The 21,213-nt window shown below is 66.1% G+C and carries 14 protein-coding genes; 7 read left to right on the plus strand and 7 right to left on the minus strand.

Translation table 11 applies throughout. The features are described from left to right. Positions 1–165 precede the first annotated feature (165 nt). On the plus strand, positions 166–1,098 hold the full coding sequence (locus tag KW836_RS27470) for a MurR/RpiR family transcriptional regulator (RefSeq protein WP_218345287.1): 933 nt from the start codon (positions 166–168) through the stop codon (positions 1,096–1,098). A 47-nt stretch (positions 1,099–1,145) separates the two neighbouring features. Further along, complete coding sequence (locus KW836_RS27475) at positions 1,146–2,486, plus strand: aspartate aminotransferase family protein (protein WP_218345288.1); 1,341 nt, start codon at positions 1,146–1,148, stop codon at positions 2,484–2,486. Positions 2,487–2,538: 52 nt separating this feature from the next. Here the strand turns inward: KW836_RS27475 and KW836_RS27480 are convergent, their stop codons facing one another. The 4 genes from KW836_RS27480 to parE form a co-directional block, all read right to left on the minus strand. Then, a complete protein-coding gene (locus tag KW836_RS27480) occupies positions 2,539–3,741 on the minus strand; it encodes a DUF418 domain-containing protein (RefSeq protein WP_218345289.1) in 1,203 nt (400 codons plus the stop codon). Between the two features lie 79 nt (positions 3,742–3,820). Beyond that, the gene (gene parC / locus KW836_RS27485) at positions 3,821–6,157 is read right to left on the minus strand and encodes a DNA topoisomerase IV subunit A (RefSeq protein ID WP_218345290.1); all 2,337 of its coding nucleotides are present in this window, start codon (positions 6,155–6,157) and stop codon (positions 3,821–3,823) included. Positions 6,158–6,202: 45 nt separating this feature from the next. Continuing rightward, positions 6,203–6,802: a YcxB family protein gene (locus KW836_RS27490; RefSeq protein ID WP_218345291.1), complete on the minus strand. Its 600-nt coding sequence runs from the start codon at positions 6,800–6,802 to the stop codon at positions 6,203–6,205. Continuing rightward, on the minus strand, positions 6,802–8,763 hold the full coding sequence (gene parE, locus KW836_RS27495) for a DNA topoisomerase IV subunit B (RefSeq protein ID WP_191577059.1): 1,962 nt from the start codon (positions 8,761–8,763) through the stop codon (positions 6,802–6,804). The genes KW836_RS27490 and parE overlap by 1 nt, the downstream gene beginning before the upstream one ends. A gap of 324 nt (positions 8,764–9,087) precedes the next feature. On the opposite strand from parE, the gene trxA reads away from it, so the two are divergent. Further along, positions 9,088–9,414, plus strand: a complete 327-nt coding sequence (trxA, locus tag KW836_RS27500) for a thioredoxin TrxA (protein WP_006218534.1) — start codon at positions 9,088–9,090, stop codon at positions 9,412–9,414. 116 nt (positions 9,415–9,530) lie between these two features. Beyond that, positions 9,531–10,790, plus strand: a complete 1,260-nt coding sequence (rho, locus tag KW836_RS27505) for a transcription termination factor Rho (RefSeq protein WP_043541410.1) — start codon at positions 9,531–9,533, stop codon at positions 10,788–10,790. 63 nt (positions 10,791–10,853) lie between these two features. Here rho and KW836_RS27510 read toward each other — a convergent pair whose 3' ends face one another. Then, positions 10,854–14,486 (minus strand): YhdP family protein, encoded by a 3,633-nt coding sequence (locus KW836_RS27510; RefSeq protein WP_218345292.1) that lies wholly within the window; start codon positions 14,484–14,486, stop codon positions 10,854–10,856. A gap of 103 nt (positions 14,487–14,589) precedes the next feature. Here KW836_RS27510 and glnE point away from each other — a divergent pair, with 103 nt between their 5' ends. Together glnE and KW836_RS27520 are read left to right on the plus strand one after the other, a co-directional pair. Next, positions 14,590–17,385, plus strand: coding sequence for a bifunctional [glutamate--ammonia ligase]-adenylyl-L-tyrosine phosphorylase/[glutamate--ammonia-ligase] adenylyltransferase (gene glnE, locus KW836_RS27515; RefSeq protein WP_218345293.1), 2,796 nt, complete (start codon positions 14,590–14,592; stop codon positions 17,383–17,385). A gap of 48 nt (positions 17,386–17,433) precedes the next feature. Then, on the plus strand, positions 17,434–18,108 hold the full coding sequence (locus KW836_RS27520; protein ID WP_218345294.1) for an epoxyqueuosine reductase QueH: 675 nt from the start codon (positions 17,434–17,436) through the stop codon (positions 18,106–18,108). Between the two features lie 114 nt (positions 18,109–18,222). Here the strand turns inward: KW836_RS27520 and KW836_RS27525 are convergent, their stop codons facing one another. Together KW836_RS27525 and KW836_RS27530 are read right to left on the minus strand one after the other, a co-directional pair. Further along, a complete protein-coding gene (locus KW836_RS27525) occupies positions 18,223–19,212 on the minus strand; it encodes a quinone oxidoreductase (RefSeq protein ID WP_175125070.1) in 990 nt (329 codons plus the stop codon). 50 nt (positions 19,213–19,262) lie between these two features. Further along, entirely contained in the window at positions 19,263–20,240 is a 978-nt protein-coding gene (locus tag KW836_RS27530; protein WP_175125071.1) for a DMT family transporter, read from the minus strand. 69 nt (positions 20,241–20,309) lie between these two features. Between KW836_RS27530 and KW836_RS27535 the strand changes: the two genes are divergently transcribed. Beyond that, complete coding sequence (locus KW836_RS27535) at positions 20,310–21,197, plus strand: DMT family transporter (RefSeq protein ID WP_175184936.1); 888 nt, start codon at positions 20,310–20,312, stop codon at positions 21,195–21,197. Positions 21,198–21,213: the final 16 nt, after the last annotated feature.

Here is a 21,213-nt window from a genome sequence, read left to right on the forward strand (position 1 = left end):
CGAGGATGACCGCAGTATGAATGGACTTGTCAGCACGCTGGTTCCGCTATGCCGGGGGGCTGTGAGCGGCATCCGCCTGCTGGCTGGCCCGAACAAAAAAACATATGTTTTGTTCATGATGTTTTATTTATCATATGTTTTTACCGTTTATCCGGTCCTGCCAACATGTCCTTGCCCGTTTCCCTGCTCGCCACCCTCCAGGCAAAGCTGGAACAACTGCCGCCCGAATTGCAGCGGGCGGCGCGCTGGGTCGTGGCGAATCCCGCGCAGGTGGGACTCTGGTCGATGCGCCGGCAGGCGCAGACGCTCGGCGTGGCGCCCGCCACGATGTTGCGCCTGGCTCGCGCATTGGGCTATGGCAGCTACGAGGATTTCCGCCAGCCGTTCCAGCAGGCGCTGGCGGCACAGGGCGAGCCGGGCCTGCGCGACCGCGCGGCTGCCCTGCAGGCTGCGGCGGGTGCGTCCGCCGAACCCGGCCACGATGCATTGACCGGGTATCAGGTCCAGGCCATTTCCTCGGTCTGCGCACTGAACCCGCCCGCAACGTTCGACGCCACCGTGCAAACCCTTTTGGACGCGCATCAGGTCGGTTTCCTGGGCACGCGCTCGGCCTTCGGCATCGCGTTCCAGATGCGCTACGCCTATCAGCTCGTGCGGCGCAACAGTGTCCTGATCGACGGGCTGGGCGGCGCGCCGGCCGAGCAGATCGACAACCTGGGCGCGGGCGATGCGCTGATCGTCATCTCGCAGGCCCCCTACCCCGCCGCCACCGTGGATCTGGCGCGCCAGGCCGCGCGGCGCGGCGTGGCCGTGGTGGCGCTGACCGACGACCCGCTGTCACCGCTTGCCGGAGACGCCCGCCACACGCTGCGCTTCGCCCCGTCCGACCGCGATGGCGTGCAAGCCAGGCCGGCGCGCCAGGGGCCGGGCTCGTTCTTCCACACGACCGCCGGTCTGCTTGGGCTGGCCGAACACCTGATCGCACGGCTGACGGCCCTCGGCGGCGACGCGGTGCTGGACCGGCTGGCCGAAGTCGAGCAGCGCCTGCGCACTGACAACGTCTATTGGACCGGCGCCCCCGCGCGCCGCCACGGCTGAGGCGCCCGAGCCAACGCCACCCTCAACCTGACCCAGGAACCCGCAGCATGAGCCAAACCCACATCCTGCATCGCTCCCTTCGCCATACGCCCCCCGTCGCCGTGCGCGGCCAGGGCGTCTGGATCCATGACAGCGCGGGCCGCGCGTATCTGGACGGCTCAGGCGGCGCGGCCGTGTCCTGCCTGGGCCACAATCATCCGGACGTCCAGGCGGCCCTGCACGCGCAGATCGACGCGCTGGCCTATGCCCACACCAGCTTCTTCACCACCGAGGTCGCTGAAAAGCTGGCGGCCCGCCTGGTGGCGGACGCGCCCGCCGGCACCTCGCACGCCTACTTCGTGTCGGGCGGGTCGGAAGCGGTGGAAGCGGCGCTCAAGATGGCGCGCCAATATTTCGTCGAAATCGGTCAGCCGCAGCGCCGCCACATCATCGCGCGGCGGCAGAGCTATCACGGCAATACGCTCGGCGCGCTGGCGGTCGGCGGAAATGCCTGGCGGCGCGCACAGTTCGCGCCGCTGTTGATTGAGGTCGAGCACGTTTCGCCGTGCTATGCCTACCGCGACCAGCGCAGCGACGAAACCGCCGAACAATACGGCGAGCGGCTTGCAGAGGAACTGGACGCGGCCATCCTGCGCCTCGGCCCCGACTCCGTCATGGCATTCGTGGCCGAGCCGGTGGTGGGCGCGACGTCTGGCGCGGTGACCGCCGTGCCGGGGTACTTTCGCCGCATCCGCGAGGTCTGCGACCGCCACGGCGTGCTGTTCATCGCCGACGAAGTGATGTGCGGCATGGGCAGGACCGGCACGCTGTACGCCGTCGAACAGGAAGGCGTGACGCCGGATCTCATCACCATCGCCAAGGGGCTGGGCGGTGGCTATCAGCCGATTGGGGCAGTCATGGCGCAACAGCACATCGTGCAGGCCATGCAGCAAGGCAGCGGTTTTTTCCAGCATGGCCACACGTATCTTGGCCACGCGCTGGCGTGCGCGGCCTCGCTGGCGGTGCAGGACGTGATCCGGCGCGACGGGCTGCTTGAGCGCGTGCGGGTGCAGGGCGCAGGCCTGGCGCAGCGTCTGCAGGCGGCGCTGGGCGAACACCCGCATGTGGGCGACATCCGCGGCCGGGGTCTCTTCATGGGCGTGGAGCTGGTTCAGGACCGCGCCACCAAGCAGCCCTTCGATCCCGAATTGACGCTGCATGCGCGGATCAAGCGCGAGGCGATGGGGCGGGGTTTGATGGTGTATCCGATGGGCGGCACCCTCGATGGACGACAGGGCGATCACGTCCTGCTCGCGCCGCCCTTCATCATTTCCGACGACGAACTGGATCAACTGACGGAACGGCTGACCGGCGCCATCGACGCCGCGATCGCGCAGACGCGGGGTTAGGCGTCCACCGCAACGGCCGCCGAGCGGCGATCCTCCGCCCCGCGCCGCCTGATCAGCCTGCGCCCGCCCGCCGCCAGGGCGGGCGCGCGCCGATGGTGAGCGCGCGCAGGAACCATTCCACGGGTCCATAGGCGTGATGCCGCAGCCACCAGGCAGACAACGGCAACTGGGCGGCAAAGATGGCCACCGCAATCAGAAACGCGGCCAGAGGCGTCACGGCGGCGTACAGCCGCAGGCCCCACGCCGTGAAAAGAAACGCGCAGACCACCGATTGCATCAGGTAGTTGCTCAGCGCCATCCGCCCCGCCGGGGCCAGCCAGACCCCAAGGCGCTCGCCCGGCCCCGTGCCGAGCGCCAGCAGGAACGCCGCCCCGTACGACAGGCTCAGGAGCGGCGCGGTGAACAGGCCCACGGCCAGGCCCGGCAATTCCCACATCACGCGCGCCTGCGGCAAGGCGCTGGTGGCATACGCCGCTGCGCCGGCCAGTCCGGGCAGGACGCACAGTGCGCACAACAGCCCCAGGGCGCGGCGCGAGCGCCAGGGATCCGCCAGCGCATTGCGCCGCCCCAACGCGTACCCGGCCAGGAACATGGCGAAGACGAACGGCCCTTGCACGAACAGCACCGTGAACCAGATGGCTTCGGTGAGTTCCTTGATGTGCTGCGCGATCGTAGTGCCGACGGTGCCGCGGTACGCCTCGATGGAGGCCAGTGCGTCGGCTTTGTATTGCAGCGCGTAGCCGGCCGGAACGGGGTCCAGGAAGCTCAACGCGCCCAGAATCCCCCACACCGCCGACGCCAGCGCAATCAGCCACAGGGCAACGCGCAGCGCCCGGCGCGGGTCCATGCGCCGACATAACAGCAGCGCAAGGCCCAACAAAGCGTAGGTCACCAGGATGTCGCCCTGGTAGAACAGGATGGCGTGCGCCATGCCCAAGGCCGCCAGTCCCAATAACCGGCGCAGAAAGCGCGGCGCGAAGGCCGCGTCGGCGCGCTCGGCCGCCGACATCTGCAGCGTGAAGCTGTAGCCGAACAGGAAGGAAAACAGCAGGTAGAACTTGGTTTCGAACAACCAGGCGACCAGCCAGCGGACCGTCACGTCCACGGGGCTGGAATACACCGGATCCGGCACGCCTCCGCCATAGAACGGAAAGGCGAAGACGTTGATGTTGACGACCAGGATGCCGAAGAGCGCGAAGCCGCGCAGGGCATCGACGTGCGCAAGGCGCGGCCGGGCGGCGAGGTCGATGCTCATGCGGGCCTCTGGAAGGCAACCCGGCGGCGCAAGTGGCGCGCGCCGCCGGGCGTTTTCGGCGTCAGGTGGCGCGCAGGCGTCAACCCAGCACCGGCGACAGCAACGGCTGCTTGGGCCGCACGTCCAGCGCGCGGCCCTTGCGGGCCCGCTTGCCGACGTAGACGGCCAGGTCCGCACCCGCCAGGATGTCCTCGGTCATCTTGTTGCGATAGATGCCGGTGGCGCGCAAGCCCTTCGGGCCGATCGGCACGGTCTGGTCGAGCTTGTCCGCACCGTCCAGTCCCATCAGGATGGTGCCGCGTCCGCCGCCCGACAGCGACTTGACCTCGTCCAGGCCGAAGACCAGGAACTTGCCCTTTTGCGACAGCAGCGCCAGTTGCTGGGCTCCCGCAAACAGCGGCACCGGACGCAGCAGTTCGTCGCCCGTTTCCAGCGTGATGAACTGCTTGCCTGCACGCTGGCGGCTGACCATGTCGGACAGCTTGGCCGCGAAGCCATAACCGCCGCGGGTGGCCAGCAGCCAGCGGCTGTCGGCCGAGGCAGCGATCGTATGGACGATGCGCGTGCCGGATTCCAGGTCGATCATCGTGGTGACCGGTTGGCCGTCGCCACGCGCCGACGGCAGCCCGGACACCGGCACCGAGTAGACCCGCCCGTTGTCGCCGACCGCGATCAGCGTGTCGGTGGTGCGGCATTCGAAGGCGCCGTACAGGTCGTCGCCCTGCTTGAAGCCGAATTGCGAAGCGTCATGGCCGTGGCCCTGACGCGCGCGCAGCCAGCCCTTCTGCGACACGACCACGGTGACCGGCTCGTCCAGCACCTTGGTTTCCAGCACGGCGCGCTCGGCGGTTTCGATCAGGGTGCGGCGCTCGTCGCCATATTGCTTGGCGTCGGCTTCGATTTCCTTGATCAGCAGGCGCTTGAGCGTCGTGGGGTTGTCCAGCAGCTCCTGCAGCGAGATCTGCTCCTTGCGCTTGTCGGCCAGTTCCTGCTCGATCTTGAAGCCTTCCAGGCGCGCCAATTGGCGCAGGCGCATTTCCAGGATGTCTTCGGCCTGGCGCTCGGACAGCTTGAAGCGTTCCATCAGGGCGGCGCGGGGCTCGTCGGATTCGCGGATGGTCTGGATGACCTCGTCCACGTTCAGGTAGACGACCATGCGGCCTTCCAGCACATGGATGCGGTCGATGACCTTATCCAGGCGGAAGCGCGTGCGGCGCACGACGGTGTTGGTGCGGAACGCCAGCCACTCGACCAGGATGTCGCGCAGGCCCTTCTGGCGCGGCCGGCCGTCGGTGCCGATGCACACCAGGTTGACGCTGGCGCTGCCTTCCATGCTGGTCTGCGCCAGCAGCGTGTTGACAAACTCGTCGCGGTCCACCCGCGAAGTCTTGGGTTCGAAGACCAGACGCACCGCGGCGTCCTTGCCGGATTCGTCGCGCACGGCATCCAGCAGGTTCAGCATCACGGCCTTGGCCTGCGTCTGCTCGGGCGTCAGGCTCTTCTTGCCCGTCTTGACCTTGGGATTGGTGATTTCCTCGATTTCTTCCAGCACCTTCTGGCCGGACGTGCCCGGGGGCAGCTCGTTGACGACCAGTTGCCACTGGCCGCGCGCCAGTTCTTCAAACTGCCAGCGCGCGCGCACCTTGAGCGAGCCGCGGCCCCCTCCGTAGATTTGCGCGATATCGGCAGCCGGGGTGATGATCTGTCCGCCGCCCGCGAAGTCCGGGCCGGGGATCATGGCGTACAGCTCCTCGTCCGGCAACTGCGGCTGCTTGATGAGCGCCACGCAGGCCTGGGCGACTTCGAGCAGGTTGTGCGGCGGAATCTCGGTGGCCATGCCGACCGCGATGCCCGACGCGCCGTTCAGCAGCATCACGGGCAGCCGCGCCGGCAGCATCTGCGGCTCTTGCTGGCTGCCGTCGTAGTTGGGCACGAAATCGACGGTGCCCTCGTCCAGCTCGTCGAGCAGCAGCTTGGCAATGGGCGTGAGCCGCGCTTCCGTGTAACGCATGGCGGCGGCGTTATCGCCGTCGCGCGAACCGAAGTTGCCCTGGCCGTCGATCAAGGGATAGCGCAGCGAGAAGTCCTGCGCCATGCGGACCATCGCGTCGTACGCAGCCTGATCGCCATGCGGATGGTATTTACCCAGCACGTCGCCCACGACGCGCGCGGATTTGACGGGCTTGGCGCCGGAGCCCAGCCCCATCGCCTGCATGGCAAACAGGATGCGGCGCTGAACGGGCTTCTGCCCGTCGCCCACGTCGGGCAGCGCGCGGCCGCGCACCACGGAAACCGCGTAGTCCAGATAGGCCTGTTCCGCGTAGCGCGCCAGCGTGATGGCGGCGTTGCCGTCGCCGTCGCCGTCGCCGCCGGGCGGGTTGGAGTCAAACAGGCCGGGTTGATTGCTGTCGGTCATGATGGTTTCAGGTAAACAAATTCATCGAAACGGCGTCAATGCGCCTCAGGCGGACGGGGCCATGAGCTGGGTGTCGGCAACGTGCGCGCGGATCTGGGCGCGCACGGCTTGCAGCGTGGCGGCGTCCTGCCCGCGCTTGGGGATGATCACGCCCTGCAGGGTGCCGAGGATGACGTAGAGATGTTCGGGGGTTTCTTCGACCCGCCGCACGTCGGTCCACGCCATCTGCCCGGAGGCGGAGGCCGTACTGTCGGTGACGCCGTCGGGGCCGAAATCAAGTTCGTGCCGCCCCAGATACAGGGTGTCCGGCTGCTTGGCCAGCATGCGGCGCGTGTTCATCCGCACGAGTCCGGGCAGCACGTATTCATAGGCCAGGGCCAGCAGCGCGAGGATGCCCAGCCCGACCGCCAGCCCCTGGAAATACACCGGCAGAATCGCGCCCCAATTGGGTCCCTTGCCGTCCCAGGTCTGCCAGATCAGGTACGCAAGCAGCGCGACGATCATCAGGATGCCGAAGCGCAAATGAGACCGGTAGCGGCGGCGGCGAAGTTCCGGCCGTTTGTACACATAGGCGGCAAAATCCGCGTAGTCGTCGGCGGTCAGGTCGACGACCATGCGGGATTGCCCGGGCGCGGACGGCGTCATCAGATGTCGAGCTCCGCCAGGTTGCCCTTTTCTTCGATCCACGCGCGGCGTTGCGAGGACTCGCCCTTGCCCATCAGCATGTCGAACATGCGGGTGGTGTCGTCGGGCGTCTGGTCGCCGTAGCCCACGGGCAGCAGACGGCGCGTGTCCGGGTTCATGGTGGTTTCCCACAGTTGCTCGGGGTTCATTTCGCCCAGGCCCTTGAACCGGCTGACGGCCCACGCGCCTTCGCGCACGCCTTCCTTGCGCAGCTTGTCCTGCGCGGCTTCAAGTTCGCCTTCATCAAGACAGTAGATCTTGCGCGCGGGCCGCTTGCCCTGCGCGGGCACATCCAGGCGGAACAGCGGCGGCTTGGCGACGTACACGTTGCCAGCCTCGACGAGCTTGGGGAAATGCCGGTAGAACAGCGTTAGCAGCAGCACCTGGATGTGCGAGCCGTCGACGTCCGCGTCCGACAGGATGCAGATACGGCCGTAGCGCAGGCCGGACAGGTCGGGCGAGTCGTTGGGACCGTGAGGGTCGACGCCGATGGCCACGGAAATGTCGTGGATCTCGTTGTTGGCAAAAAGACGGTCGCGGTCGACTTCCCAGGAATTGAGCACCTTGCCGCGCAGCGGCAGGATGGCCTGGAATTCCTTGTCGCGGCCCATCTTGGCCGAGCCGCCGGCCGAGTCGCCCTCGACCAGGAACACTTCAGTGCGCGTGGCGTCGCTGGACTCGCAGTCAGTCAGTTTGCCGGGCAGCACCGCCACGCCGGAACTCTTGCGCTTTTCGACTTTCTGGGCCGAACGCTGGCGCGCCTGCGCCTGCCGGATGGCCAGTTCCGCGAGCTTCTTGCCGTATTCGACGTTGCTGTGCAGCCAGAGGTCGAGCGCGCTCTTGGAAAAACCGCCCACCAGCCGCACGGCGTCCCGGCTGTTCAGGCGTTCCTTGATCTGGCCCTGGAATTGCGGATCCAGCACCTTGGCCGAGAGCACGAAGCTGGCGCGGGCGAACACGTCTTCGGGAAGCAGCTTCACGCCCTTGGGCAGCAGGCTGTGCAGTTCGGCAAAGCCCTTCACCGCGCCGAACAGACCTTCGCGAAGGCCGGATTCATGCGTGCCGCCGGCCGGCGTGGGAATGAGGTTGACGTAGGACTCGCGTACCGCGTTGCCGTCGTCAGTCCAGGCCACCACCCATTGGGCGCCCTCGCCTTCGGCGAAGTTTTCATGGTCGGCGCCCGCGTACTGTTCGCCTTCGAAGAACGGCACCATCAGTTCGGCGCCCGCCAGGGCCTCGGCCAGGTAGCCGCGCAGGCCGTCCTGATACTGCCAGGTCTTGGTGTCGTTGGTTTTCTCGTTGACGAGCGTGACCTTCACGCCCGGCAGCAGCACGGCCTTGCTGCGCAGCAGATGCGTCAGCTCGCCCAGCGGTATATTGGGGCTGTCGAAGTATTTGGCGTCCGGCCAGACGCGCACGCGTGTGCCGGACTTCTTGCGGCCGCCCTGATCGTAGGGCGCCAGGGGTTCGGCGACGTCGCCCCCCTTGAACACCAGACGGCTCACGGCGTTGTCGCGCCAGACGATGACTTCCAGGCGGGTGGCGAGCGCGTTGGTGACGGACACGCCGACGCCGTGCAGGCCGCCCGAGAAGGCGTAGGCGCCGCCGCCCGCCTTGTCGAACTTGCCGCCCGCATGCAGGCGCGTGAACACGAGTTCGACGACGGGCGCGTTTTCTTCGGGGTGCAGGCCGACGGGAATGCCGCGGCCATCGTCCTCGACGGACACGCTGCCATCTGCATGCAGCGTGACCTGGATCTGTTTGCCGTAGCCGGCCAGGGCCTCGTCTGCGGCGTTATCAATGACCTCCTGCACGACGTGCAGGGGGTTTTCGGTGCGGGTGTACATGCCCGGGCGCTGCCGCACGGGTTCCAGCCCCTTCAGGACGCGGATGGACGCCTCGTTGTAACGTGGAGTGGCCAAGTTATCCCCAACATCTGTGGAAAAAAACCGACATTTTACGGATAAGCCTAGATTCTGCGCGGCTCCGGGTGGGATGCGCACGACCTGACCAGGTCCGATTTCGGTAGGATGATGACAGTCACAACCGCCGATCCGGGCTTTGACTTCCCGGACCGCGACAGCTGCGCCGCAACATCCTACACAAAAACCTGCAAACCCTGTTGTTATTAACAGTGGTATGCCTGTTGTTATTGACAGTGGTATGCTTGAGTCCATTCCACAAACAAGAACAACGGCAAGGCGCGTATTCACGCGCCTTTTGCTGCCGAACCGAGAATCACCATCATGAGCGACCAAATCAAGAACGTCAGTGACGCCAGCTTCGATGCCGATGTGTTGAAATCCGGCCAGCCGGTGCTGGTGGACTACTGGGCTGCCTGGTGTGGCCCCTGCAAGATGATCGCCCCGATCCTGGAAGAAGTCGCCACCGAATACGCTGGCCGTCTGACGATCGCCAAGCTGAACGTGGACGAGAACCAGGGTACCGCCACCAAGTACGGCATCCGCGGCATTCCGACCCTTATGCTCTTTAAAGACGGCCAAGCTGCCGCCACCAAAGTTGGCGCGCTGTCGAAGTCGCAACTCACCGCATTCCTGGACGGCGCGTTGTAAATCGCGTGCTGTAAACGAGGGCGCCGCCGCATAGGCGGCGCTCATTCAGTACCGCGCGAGCCCGTCCGTGGCGCGCCGCCAGACCCTCCTTTACTTTTCCCCCAACACTCACCGCGATGCACCTCAACGAACTGAAGGCGCTGCACGTCTCGCAGCTGCTCGAAATGGCCGCTGGCCTGGAAATCGAGAACGCCAACCGCCTGCGCAAGCAGGAACTGATGTTCGCCATCATGAAGCGGCGCGCCAAGCAGGGCGAGCAGATCTTCGGCGACGGCGTTCTTGAAGTCCTGCCCGACGGCTTTGGTTTCCTGCGTTCGCCGGAAACCTCGTATCTGGCCAGCACCGACGACATCTACATTTCTCCGTCGCAGATCCGCCGTTTCAATCTGCACACCGGCGATTCCATCGAAGGCGAAGTGCGCACCCCCAAGGATGGCGAGCGCTACTTTGCCCTGGTGAAGGTGGACAAGGTCAACGGCGTGGCCCCTGAGGCGATCAAGCATCGCATCATGTTCGAGAACCTGACGCCGCTGCATCCGAATCGCGTCATCCGCCTGGAACGCGACATCAAGAGCGAGGAAAACCTCACCGGCCGGATCCTCGACGTCTTCGCCCCCATCGGCATGGGCCAGCGCGGCCTGATCGTCGCCAGCCCCAAGTCCGGCAAGACGGTGATGATGCAGCACATCGCGCATGCCATTACCACCAACTATCCCGACGCGGTCATGATCGTCCTGCTGGTCGACGAACGCCCGGAAGAAGTGACCGAAATGCAGCGCACCGTGCGCGGTGAAGTGGTGGCGTCGACCTTCGACGAACCCGCCACGCGTCACGTGCAAGTGGCCGAAATGGTCATCGAAAAGGCCAAGCGCCTGGTCGAAATGAAGAAGGACGTCGTGATCCTGCTGGACTCGATCACCCGTCTGGCCCGTGCCTACAACACCGTCGTGCCGGCTTCCGGCAAGGTGCTGACCGGCGGCGTGGACGCCAACGCCCTGCAACGCCCCAAGCGTTTCTTCGGCGCGGCGCGCAACCTGGAAGAAGGCGGCTCGCTGACCATCCTGGGCACCGCGCTGATCGAAACCGGCAGCCGCATGGATGAAGTCATCTATGAAGAATTCAAGGGCACCGGCAACTCCGAAGTCCACCTCGAGCGGCGCCTCGCAGAAAAGCGCGTCTACCCGTCCATCAACCTGAACAAGTCGGGCACCCGCCGCGAAGAGCTGCTGATCGCCCCGGACCTGCTGCAGAAGGTGTGGGTGCTGCGCAAGTTCATCCACGACATGGACGAAGTCCAGTCCATGGAGTTCATCCTGGACAAGATGCGCGCCACCAAGACCAACGCCGAATTCTTCGACATGATGAAGAAGAAGTAAGCGGGACCTCCGCGCCAAAGAAAGCCGCCCTTGCCAAGGGCGGCTTTTTTCATGGGCGGCGGCTCAATGTTCGATGAATTCCGGCATCCGGCGCGGCGTGGCATTCGCGGGGCGCGGCGTCTGCTTGGCCGGTTCCTTGCCGGCTTCGATCGGCTCGATGCTGGGATCGTCCCAGCTGCCTGTGACGGCGTATTCCATGGTCATCGCGCGGGCGAGCGGCTGCTTGAGCAGCCATTGCGTGACAAAAGCGCCCAGGCCGATCAGCGGATTGACCGCCAGGGCGGTGACCATCGCCGCGCCGCTGGCGTCCAGATTCGGAATCACCACCGCTTTCATGTCCCAGCGTTCCTTGACGAGGTTCACGCCTCCGGCCAGGACGATGGCCGCGACCGGCCCGTTGATCTTGTAGCCTTCGGTGGTCAGCATGCCGTCGGCCACCTTGACGTTCCCGCGAATGGTGTCGAACGGAAAGCCGTCGCGCAGCAGGTTGGTGGGATTGACGTCCAGCCGTGCCAACCGCTGCAGCGATTGCAGCGACAGCAACTCCAAGAGGCGCGCGGTGCGGGAATTCACGTGCATGAAGCGGCCGTTGTCCAGGCTGACGACCACGTCCCCCACCACGTCGGCAATGTTGTGTGTCCACGGCAGGTTGCGCCAGGTCGCCTTGCCCTGGATCGTTCCCTTGCCGTTGGACACCACGTTCTCGAAGCCGATCCGGCCCATGAAGTCACCGACGTTCTCCAGCTTCAGCAACGCGTCGACGGTCAGGCCGCGGTTCGGACCTTCCAGCCCCCAACTCCCCGTGGCGTTCAGGGCCGCCGAATCGTTGGTGATGGACAGCTTGTCCAGCCGCCACTGCCGTCCGCGTTCCAGATTGGTGCCCGTGACCTGAAGCGCCCCCAGGTTCTTGCCGTACAGCATGAACTGGTTGGCTTGCAGGTCGATGGCGGGGATGTCGGACAGGTCGTTGCCGGACGCCAGCGCCTTGTCGGCCTGGTTGGCGTCTCCCTCGCCCGCGATCGACAGATGTTTCAGGCGAGCGGTGATCTGGCCGGCGATGGCGCCCTGCGCCTCACGCCACTCCAGCGTGCCCGCCGCCTGCCGCGATTCCAGTTCGACGCGCCAGCGCGCCGGCGCGGGACGCGTGGCGTACAGCGTCAGGTCATTGAAGGTGAAACCGCTGGCGTGCAGCACGCTGGCCGCCAGGCTGATGCGCTCGGGCTGCGGCAGGATGGGCTTGGCGGGCGGCCTGCCCTTGACGGGCGGCTCGTCGAATCCGTCCGAAACCTTTTCCCAGCCGTCCATGTCCAGCTCGGGCAGGCTGGCGTTCAGGCTCAGCCCGCGTTCCGGCAGGCTGGCTGGCCGCCCGACGCCCAGCGCCCCGCGCGAAAAATACGACGACGAGCCATCGCCCGGGTCCCGCTCGAACAGCGCATTCACGTTGTCGCCCAGGCTGGCCGTGAGCCAGCGCCGGTCGCGCGCGCCGCGGTCCTGTGCCGGCGACCATTGCAGCTTCAACAGCTGCGCGGACTTGGCGGGCTTGCCGGCCGGCGCGGGCATGTCGATCGCCATGCCGACCAGGTCGGACTCGGCCGAGATGTCGATCGCACCGCCCTTCAGGTAGATCAGCCGGCCCTTGTACGCCGCACGCCCGGTAAAGCGCGACATCGACGGCGCGCGGCTCAACTGCGACAGGCCGGGCCCCGATAGCGTGCCGTCAAAACGCAGCGCGTCCGTGCCTTGCGCCAGCGTGCCGTAGATGTTGACGGGGCCGCCCAGGAACTGCGCGCGGATGCCCTTGGTCTGCACGCCTTTTTCCGAGAATTCCAGATCACCGTGGATCTGGCTGAGCACCGGAATCTCGGGCATGAAGCTGAACGAATTGTCCGAGAACTTGATGCGCCCCACCACTTGCGTGTCATCGGTGTTGAGCAGCGGCACGGTCAGATCGAGCGGCATGCGCCAGTCGCCGGTGCCGTGCGCCTCGTCCAGCGCCCCGTCCAGCAGCTCGCCCAGCGGAGAATTCGCCGCCAGCGCCAGGTACGCCGCCACCGGCCCGGAGGTGTCGCCAGTGACGCGAAGCTGTGAGTCGTGCTCCATGTTCGGAATGGCGGCTTTCACCTTGCCCAGCGTGACGGTATGTCCCTGCCCGGTATGGGCCACAGCGCCGCCGGCGCTATCCAGCGCGAGGCTCACCTTGTCGATGCGAAAACTGCCCGACAGGTTTTCCAGCATCGGCCAGCCCTTGTGGTGTTTGCGCGCCGGCGCGTAATCGACCTTGGCGCCGGAATAGTTGCCGGCGATGACGAACTCGCCGGTCGAGCCCGGTGCGCCATACGGAAAGTCGTCCAGATCGCCCTTGAGCGTGATGGCCGCCGAATGCATCTGCCCGGCGGGCAGGCCGGTCGCCAGCCATTCACGGGCGTCCGCATTCACCTCGAGCGGCAGATACCGGTGAATGGCCGACATCGACCCGCGGACCATCGTGCCGCGCACGTCAACGCTGCCCGCCGCGGTCTTGCCTTCGGGCCGCCATTGGCCTTGCAGGCGTGCTTCCAGGTCTTCATTGGCAAGGCGCAACTGCGCCACGTCGACGAACCAATGCGCCGGATCCGGCCCCTTGACCTGGGCATCGAGCTCCAGGTCGTCGGCCCGTAGCGTCGGCGTCTCGAAGACGCCGGGCAGCGTCACGCGCAGTTGATGCACCGCCCCCTTGACGGCCACGTCAGGCGCGCCCTTGCTGCGCCCCAGCGGCACGCCTTCGATCTTCACGTAATCGCCAGGCCACACGGAAAAGCGCAACTGGCCCGAGCCGCTCTGGACAGCGGGGCCGTCCGGCGCCGAAATCCAGGACACGCCGCGCACGGCGACATCGCTGGTAAGTTCGGTGAACTTGCCATGATCCAATTGCCACCACGCCCGAGCCGCCAGCCGGCCGGCGACCGCGGGCACGTCGATCCACGGCGCCCAGGCCTGCGGCTCCACGTCGTCGGCCTGCGCAAAAATCTGGCCGCTCCAGTTGGCGGGCTTTTTGGCGTCGACGCCAAACAGTCCACGGTTGAATTCCCCGCGCAGTTCCAGCTTATGCGCCAGCGCGGGCCCTGCGGAGGCCTGCAGCACGAACCGGTGCGACAGGCTGCCATTACGCACCAGGAAGTCGACGCCTTCCAGTGTCAGTTCCGGCGCCTGGCGCAATTCGTCCTGCCAGCGCAGCGTGGCGTCGCTGACCAGCAGCTCGCGCTGCGCCGCCAGCCAGCGCAGGCCCGGATGATTGAGGTCGGAGGCATGGTCGCTCGCATTCAGGTCGATGTCCTGACCGGCGACCCACAGATGATTGGACGCGTCCCGCCGCAGCGTGAGTTCCGGCTTTTCCAGCCGCAGCCGCACCAGCGTGGGCGACAGCGACAGCAGGCTGCGCCATGCCACGACCGCGGACACGGACGGCAGGCTCAATACCGGATCGGCCTCGTCGTCGTAGACCTGGACGGCAGCGAGATCGAGCCTGGGATTGAGCCCTTGCCAGTTCGCCTTGATCGCGCCGATCGTAACGCGGGCGCCCAACGCCTGACTGGCGTAGGCTTCGATCTGAGGGCGCCACTGATCCACCCGCGGGAGGACCCAGTAGCGCACGCCCAGAAACCCGATGGCGACGACGCCATAGACGGTCAGCGCGGCCCAGAACAGGCTGCGGAGCACTTTTTTTGGAACAGACACGGATCAGTGGGCAGGAGGAGATGTCTTGCAGTATCGTCCCCACTTATACCTGAAACACGTCCATCCGTCTGCCGCCCTTTGCACCATGTCGAAACCATCCTTGATCGCTCCCGCCCTCGCCTGGTCCGGCCATCTGCGCCGCCGCCTGGACGCCCACCCGGACCTGGCCGCCTGGTTGGACGAGGCCGTGAAACACCCCGTGACACCCGACCTGATGGCGCAATGGCAGAACGAACTGGCCGGCCCCGCCTCGGCCGCCTCCGCCGCCTTGCCGGTGGACGTCTGCCGCATGGTGCTGCGCAAGCTGCGCGAACGCGTCTTCAGCGTGCTGATCGTGCGCGACCTGACCGGGCAAGCGCCGCTTGAAGAGGTGGTGGGCGCCATGACCACGCTGGCGGACATGGCAGTGGCTGCCGCCTACCGCAGCGTGGCGGCGGAACTGTCGGCCGTGCACGGCATGCCGCGCGACCCGGCCACCGGCAAACCGCAGGAAATGCTGATCGTCGGCATGGGCAAGCTGGGCGGCTGCGAACTGAACGTTTCGTCCGACATCGACCTCATCATGCTGTACGGCGAAGAAGGCGAAACCGACGGCCCGCGCCGCATCAGCCATCACGAGTTCTACGGGCGCCTGACCCGCCGCATGATGCCGGTCCTGTCCGAGGTGGACGCCAACGGCCAGGTGTTCCGCACCGACCTGCGCCTGCGCCCGGACGGCGACGCCGGTCCGCTGGCCTGGAGCCTGGATGCCCTGGAGCACTACCTGATCGGCCAGGGCCGCGAATGGGAGCGCTATGCATGGCTGAAGGCGCGGCTGATGCCCGCGCAGGCGTTCGAAGACAGCGACAGCGCCGCGCAGGCCCGGCAACTGGAAAGCCTGCGCGTGCCCTTCGTCTACCGCAAGTATTTCGATTTTGACGCGCTGGCCGCGCTGCGCGCGCTGCGCGAGCGCATCCGCCAGGACTGGCAGCGCCGCGCGTCGGCGCGCAATGGCATCGACAGCGCCAACAACATCAAGCTGGGCGACGGCGGCATCCGCGAGATCGAGTTCGTGGTGCAGCTTGCGCAATTGATTCGCGGCGGCCGCATGCCGGCGCTGCAAAAGCGGGGGCTGCTCGAAGCGCTGCATGCCGAGTGCGTGGCGGGTCTGATCCCCGAGGACGATGCCCGCCGGCTGGAAGAGGCCTATCGTTTCCTGCGCCGCACCGAGCATGCGCTGCAGTACCGCGAAGACGAGCAGACCCACCTCTTGCCCGGCGACCCCGACCTGCGCGCCGCCCTGGCCGCGGCGCTGGGGATGACGCCCGAAGACTTTGAAAGCACCTTGGCGGCACACCGCGAGTTCGTGTCGCAGACCTTCCGCAACGTCTTCCGGATGGTCGGCATGGGCGAGGAAGAAGCCGCACCCGCCACCGCCCCGGACGCCACCGCAGACGCCACGCCGTCCAGCCAGCCCGAGCCTGACAGCGAATGCGAACTGAGCGAGCAGATCCGCCAGGCGTTCGGCAACGATGCAGACGATCTGCTGCGCCGCGCCGAGACGCTATCGGGCAGCCATCGCGTGCGCAGCCTGCCAGAAAGCAGCCGCCGCCGTATGGAGGTTCTGCTGCCGGCCGCCCTGCGCGCCGCGCTGCAGACGCCGGCGCCGCATGAAGCGGCGGTGCGCCTGTTCGACCTGATCGAAAAGATTGCGCAACGCAGCGCGTACCTTGCCTTGCTTGCCGAGTATCCGGACACGCTGGCGCGCGTGGCGCGCATGGTGGCCGCCAGTCCGTGGGCCGCGCAGTACCTGACGCAGCATCCGCTGCTGCTCGACAGCCTGATCGACTGGCGCACGCTCTTCGAGCCGCTCGACTTCGGCCAGATTGCCCGGCAGCTCACCGCAGATATGGACGCCTGCCGCCTGCCGGACGGCGATCCGGACGTCGAACGCCAGATGAACCTGATGCGCGACGTGCAGCGCCAGGCCAGCTTCCAATTGCTGGCGCAGGACCTGGAAGGCGAGCTCACCGTCGAAAAGCTGGCCGACCAGTTGTCGGCGCTGGCCGACCTGCTGCTTACCGAAACCATCCGTCGCGCCTGGCCGCTCGTGAACAAGGTCCCGGGCGCCGAGCCGCACTTTGCCGTCATCGCGTACGGCAAGCTGGGCGGCAAGGAACTGGGCTATGCGTCCGATCTTGACCTGGTGTTTCTGTTCGACGACCCGCGCGACGACGCGGCGGAGGTCTACGCCAAGCTGGGACGGCGCATGTCGTCCTGGCTGTCGACCATGACGTCCTCGGGCCGGCTGTACGAAACCGACCTGCGCCTGCGGCCCGACGGCGACGCGGGGCTGCTGGCGGTCTCGCTGGAGGCCTTCGAGCAATACCAGCACAAGCACGCCTGGGCGTGGGAACACCAGGCGCTGACCCGGGCGCGTTTCGCGGCGGGCGACGCCAACCTGGGCGAGCGCTTTGAGAAGATCCGCGAGGACATCCTGGTGGCGCCGCGCGACACGGCCGCGTTGCGCAACGAGGTGCTGGCGATGCGCGAAAAGATCAATGCCGGCCATCCCAACACCACCGACCGCTTCGATCTGAAGCACGATCGCGGCGGCATGGTCGACGTGGAATTCGTGACGCAGTACCTGGTGCTGTGCCACGCGGGCACGCATCCGGTGCTGGTGCGCAACCTGGGCAACATCGCGCTGTTGCGCCTGGCCGGCGAAGCCGGGCTGATCCCGCCGGACCTGGCGGCGCGGTCGGGCGACGCCTACCGCACGCTGCGGCGCGTCCAGCACCAATTGCGTCTTCAGGGTGTGGAAAAGGCCCGCGTGGCGCCCGACCAGCTGCAGTCAGAACGGGCCGCAGTCCGCGAGCTCTGGACGACGGTGCTGGGCTGATGGCAACTCGTCGTAAAATAAGGGTTTTTCCGCTGTTGCCTGACCGCCATGTCTGAACTCGTCCGCCCCAAACTCGACCTGCCCGCCGGCCGCAGCAAGGTGCTGATGCATTCGTGTTGCGCGCCCTGTTCCGGCGAGGTCATGGAGGCCATGACGGCCTCCGGGATCGATTACGCGATCTACTTCTACAACCCGAACATCCATCCGGTCAAAGAGTACGAAATCCGCAAGCAGGAGAACATCCGCTTCGCCGAGCAGCACGGCATCGAATTCATCGACGCCGACTACGACATGGACAACTGGTTCGAGCGCGTCAAGGGCATGGAAAACGCGCCCGAACGCGGCGAGCGCTGCACGGCCTGCTTCGACATGCGCTTCGAGCGCACCGCGCTTTACGCGCACGAGCATGGCTTTGACACCATCACCAGCTCGCTCGGGATCTCGCGCTGGAAGGACATGAACCAGATCAACGGCTGCGGCGAACGCGCCGCCGCGCGCTACGACGACCTGATCTACTGGACCTACAACTGGCGCAAGGGCGGCGGTTCGGCGCGCATGATCGAAATCAGCAAGCGCGAGAACTTCTACCAGCAGGAATACTGCGGCTGCGTCTACTCGCTGCGCGATACCAACCGCCATCGCCGCTCGCAGGGCCGCGAACGCATTCACATCGGCGTCAAGTTCTACGGCAAGGAAGACCTGATCAACGAAGAAAATCTCTGATCAGCGGGCGGTGCGCTCCGCACCGCCCATAAAAAAGCCTGGCAGTCCGCGCATCGCGCGTCCTCCAGGCCCGCTGCGGCGCCCCACGGGGCGCCGCAATGCTTTGTGTTGCGATCAGTCCAGCGTCAGCACCGTCGCGCCCGTCGTCTTGCGCGAAGCCAGCGCCGTCTGCGCCTCGCCCGCCTGCTCCAGCGTGTAGCGCTGGTCGATGCGGACCTTGATCTTCTTCTTGAGCACCAGGTCGAACAGTTCTTCGGAAGCCGACTGCAGCTTTTCCAGCGTGTTCACGTGGATGCCCAGCGAGGGGCGCGTCACGTACAGGCTGCCCTTCTGGTTCAGGACGGCCAGGTTCACGCCTGCCACGGGACCCGAGGCGTTGCCGAAGCTGACCATCAAACCGCGCGGCTCGATGCAGTCCAGCGAGGTTTCCCACGTGTCCTTGCCCACGCCGTCATACACCACGGGCACCTTCTTGCCGCCCGTCAGTTCCAGCACGCGCTCGACCACGTTTTCACGCGAATAATCAATGGTTTCCCAGGCGCCGTTCTCGCGCGCCAGTTCCGCCTTTTCCGGGCTGGAGACCGTGCCGATCAACTTGACGCCGAGCGCCTTGGCCCATTGGCAAGCGATCAGACCGACACCGCCAGCCGCGGCATGGAACAGGATGGTCTCGCCGCCCTGCAGGCGGTACGTCTGGCGGAACAGGTACTGCACCGTCAGGCCCTTGAGCATCAGCGCGGCCGCTTCATCGAATTCAATGCCCTTGGGCACCTTGACGACCTGCAGGGCCGGCACGTTGCGAGCCTTGGCATAGGCGCCGATGGGGCTCTGGCCGTAGGCCACGCGGTCGCCCTTCTTCAGGTGCTTGACGTCAGCGCCCACAGCGGTCACCACGCCAGCGCCCTCGAAACCCAGGCCGTGCGGCAGCGGATGCGGATACAAGCCCGTGCGGAAATAGATATCGATGAAGTTCAGACCGGCAGCGTGCTGCTCGATCGTGACTTCGTTGGCGGCCGGCGGCGGCACTTCCACCTCAACCAGCTTCAAAACTTCAGGACCACCGTGCTGCTCGATACGAATTGCCTTGACGAGATTGCTGGCCATGCTGGCCTCCTTTCATTGGAAATAATGCGAATTGACCAAAAATGCAGACTTCACCGCGTGGACTGCCTGTCGTCCTGCGCGGGCGGCGTGCGCATGGCGCCGCCCCCCATCAACGCAAACACCCCCGCCAGCACCAGGACGGTTCCGCCCATCTGCCACACGGTGATGGGCTCGTCCAGGAACCACGAGGCCAGGAACAGCACCGACACCGGTCCCACCATGCCCAGCAGCGAAGCAGTGGGTGCGCCGATCAGCGACACTGCCCACATCAGCATGAATACCGGCACCACCGTGTTCAGCGTGGCGTGAATGATGGAATAGCCATAGACCGCGGCGGGCTGGATCAGCATCGACGGCGGGTGCACGACAAAGAACTGGATGATGCAGGCCACGCACGACACCAGCATGGCATACGCCACCAGCCGCGTCGGGCCGATCCGCTTGATCAGTTCCCCGGAGCAAATCAGGTACACAGAATAGCTTGCAGCCGAGCCGAAAACGAACAAAGACCCTAACAGCACCTCGCCGCCCCCGCCGAAGGACAGGTCGTGCGCAAACACCAGCACCACGCCGGCGTACGACAGCACCATGGCCAGCCATTGCCGGCGCTCGATCGGCCGCTTGAACCAAAGGGCCGACAGCAGCACGACAAGCGAGGGAGACAGAAACAGGATCAGGCGTTCGAGGCTGGCGGTGATGTAGCGCAACCCCAGGAAGTCGAGGAAGCTGGACAGGTAATAGCCCAGAAGACCAAGCACGCACACCTGCAAGCGTTCCTTGGTGGTCATCACCACGATCTCGCCCCGCGCCGCGCGGCGCGACTGGCGCCACGCCACCACCGCGAAGAACGGCATCGCGAACAGCATCCGAAACGCGATCAGCGTGACCGCGTCGATTCCGTAGCGGTAGGTGAACTTGACGACGATGGCCTTGGCGGAAAAGAGGATGGCGCCAAGCACCGCCATGGCGATCCCGGCGGCGCGGCTGGAGGCCAGCGGGAGCGCCGTAAGCTTGGCAATACGATTCATGCGATGATTTTAAGTTCACCGCAAAAATAATTGCACGCCTTCTCTGATGCAGACCGCTTCCTTCGCAGCATGACCCGACACCGCGCCCTCACTTATATCCATATTGCCGCCGTGCTATTCGGCCTGACCGGCGTGTTCGGCGAACTGATCCAGGCCAGCGCCGCCGTCATCACGCTGGGACGGGCGCTGTTCGCGGTCGTGGCGCTGGGCATCTTCGCGCGCATGCGCCGCAAGCCGCTGCTGGGCGTGCTGACCCCGGCGCAGCTGTTCGTGCTGGTCCTCGCGGGCGCGCTGCTCGCGGCGCACTGGGTCACCTTCTTCATTTCCGTGAAGGTGGGCGGCATTGCCATCGCGACGCTCGGCTTTGCCAGTTTTCCCGCCTTCATCACCCTGTTCGAAGGCCTCATCTTCCGCGAGCGCGTCCGTCTTGCCGAATGGCTGTTGCTGGGCCTGGTGACTGCCGGCCTGGTGCTCGTCACGCCTTCGTTCAACCTGGCCGACCAGGGCACCATCGGACTCGCGTGGGGCCTGCTGTCCGGCCTGAGCTTTGCGCTGCTGGCCTTGAGCAACCGCCGCTCGGCCTCCGGCATGGATCCGATGCAGGTGGCCTGCTGGCAGAACGTGGTGGTGGCGCTGGTGATGGTGCCCTTCGCGATCGGCCAACTGCCTGCCCTGCCCGCGCTGGACTGGTTCTGGCTGGCGTTGCTGGGCGTTTTCTGCACCGGGCTGTCCCATTACCTGTTCGTCTCCAGCCTGACCCGGCTGAACGCCCGCAGCGCGGGGCTGGTGATTGCGCTGGAACCGGTCTATGCCATTGCCTTCGCCTGGGTGCTGTTCAGCCAGGAGCCGACGCCGCGCATGCTGGCCGGCGCTGCGCTGATCGTGGCCGCCATCGTCTGGTCCGGTCTGCGCAAGCAGGCGCCGGCGGCCGAACCCGCGGCAAAGATACAGCCTTGACAATAACTGACTAGGC

The organism is Achromobacter sp. ACM05, from assembly GCF_019218915.1.
Taxonomy (GTDB): Bacteria; Pseudomonadota; Gammaproteobacteria; order Burkholderiales; family Burkholderiaceae_B; genus Achromobacter; species Achromobacter animicus.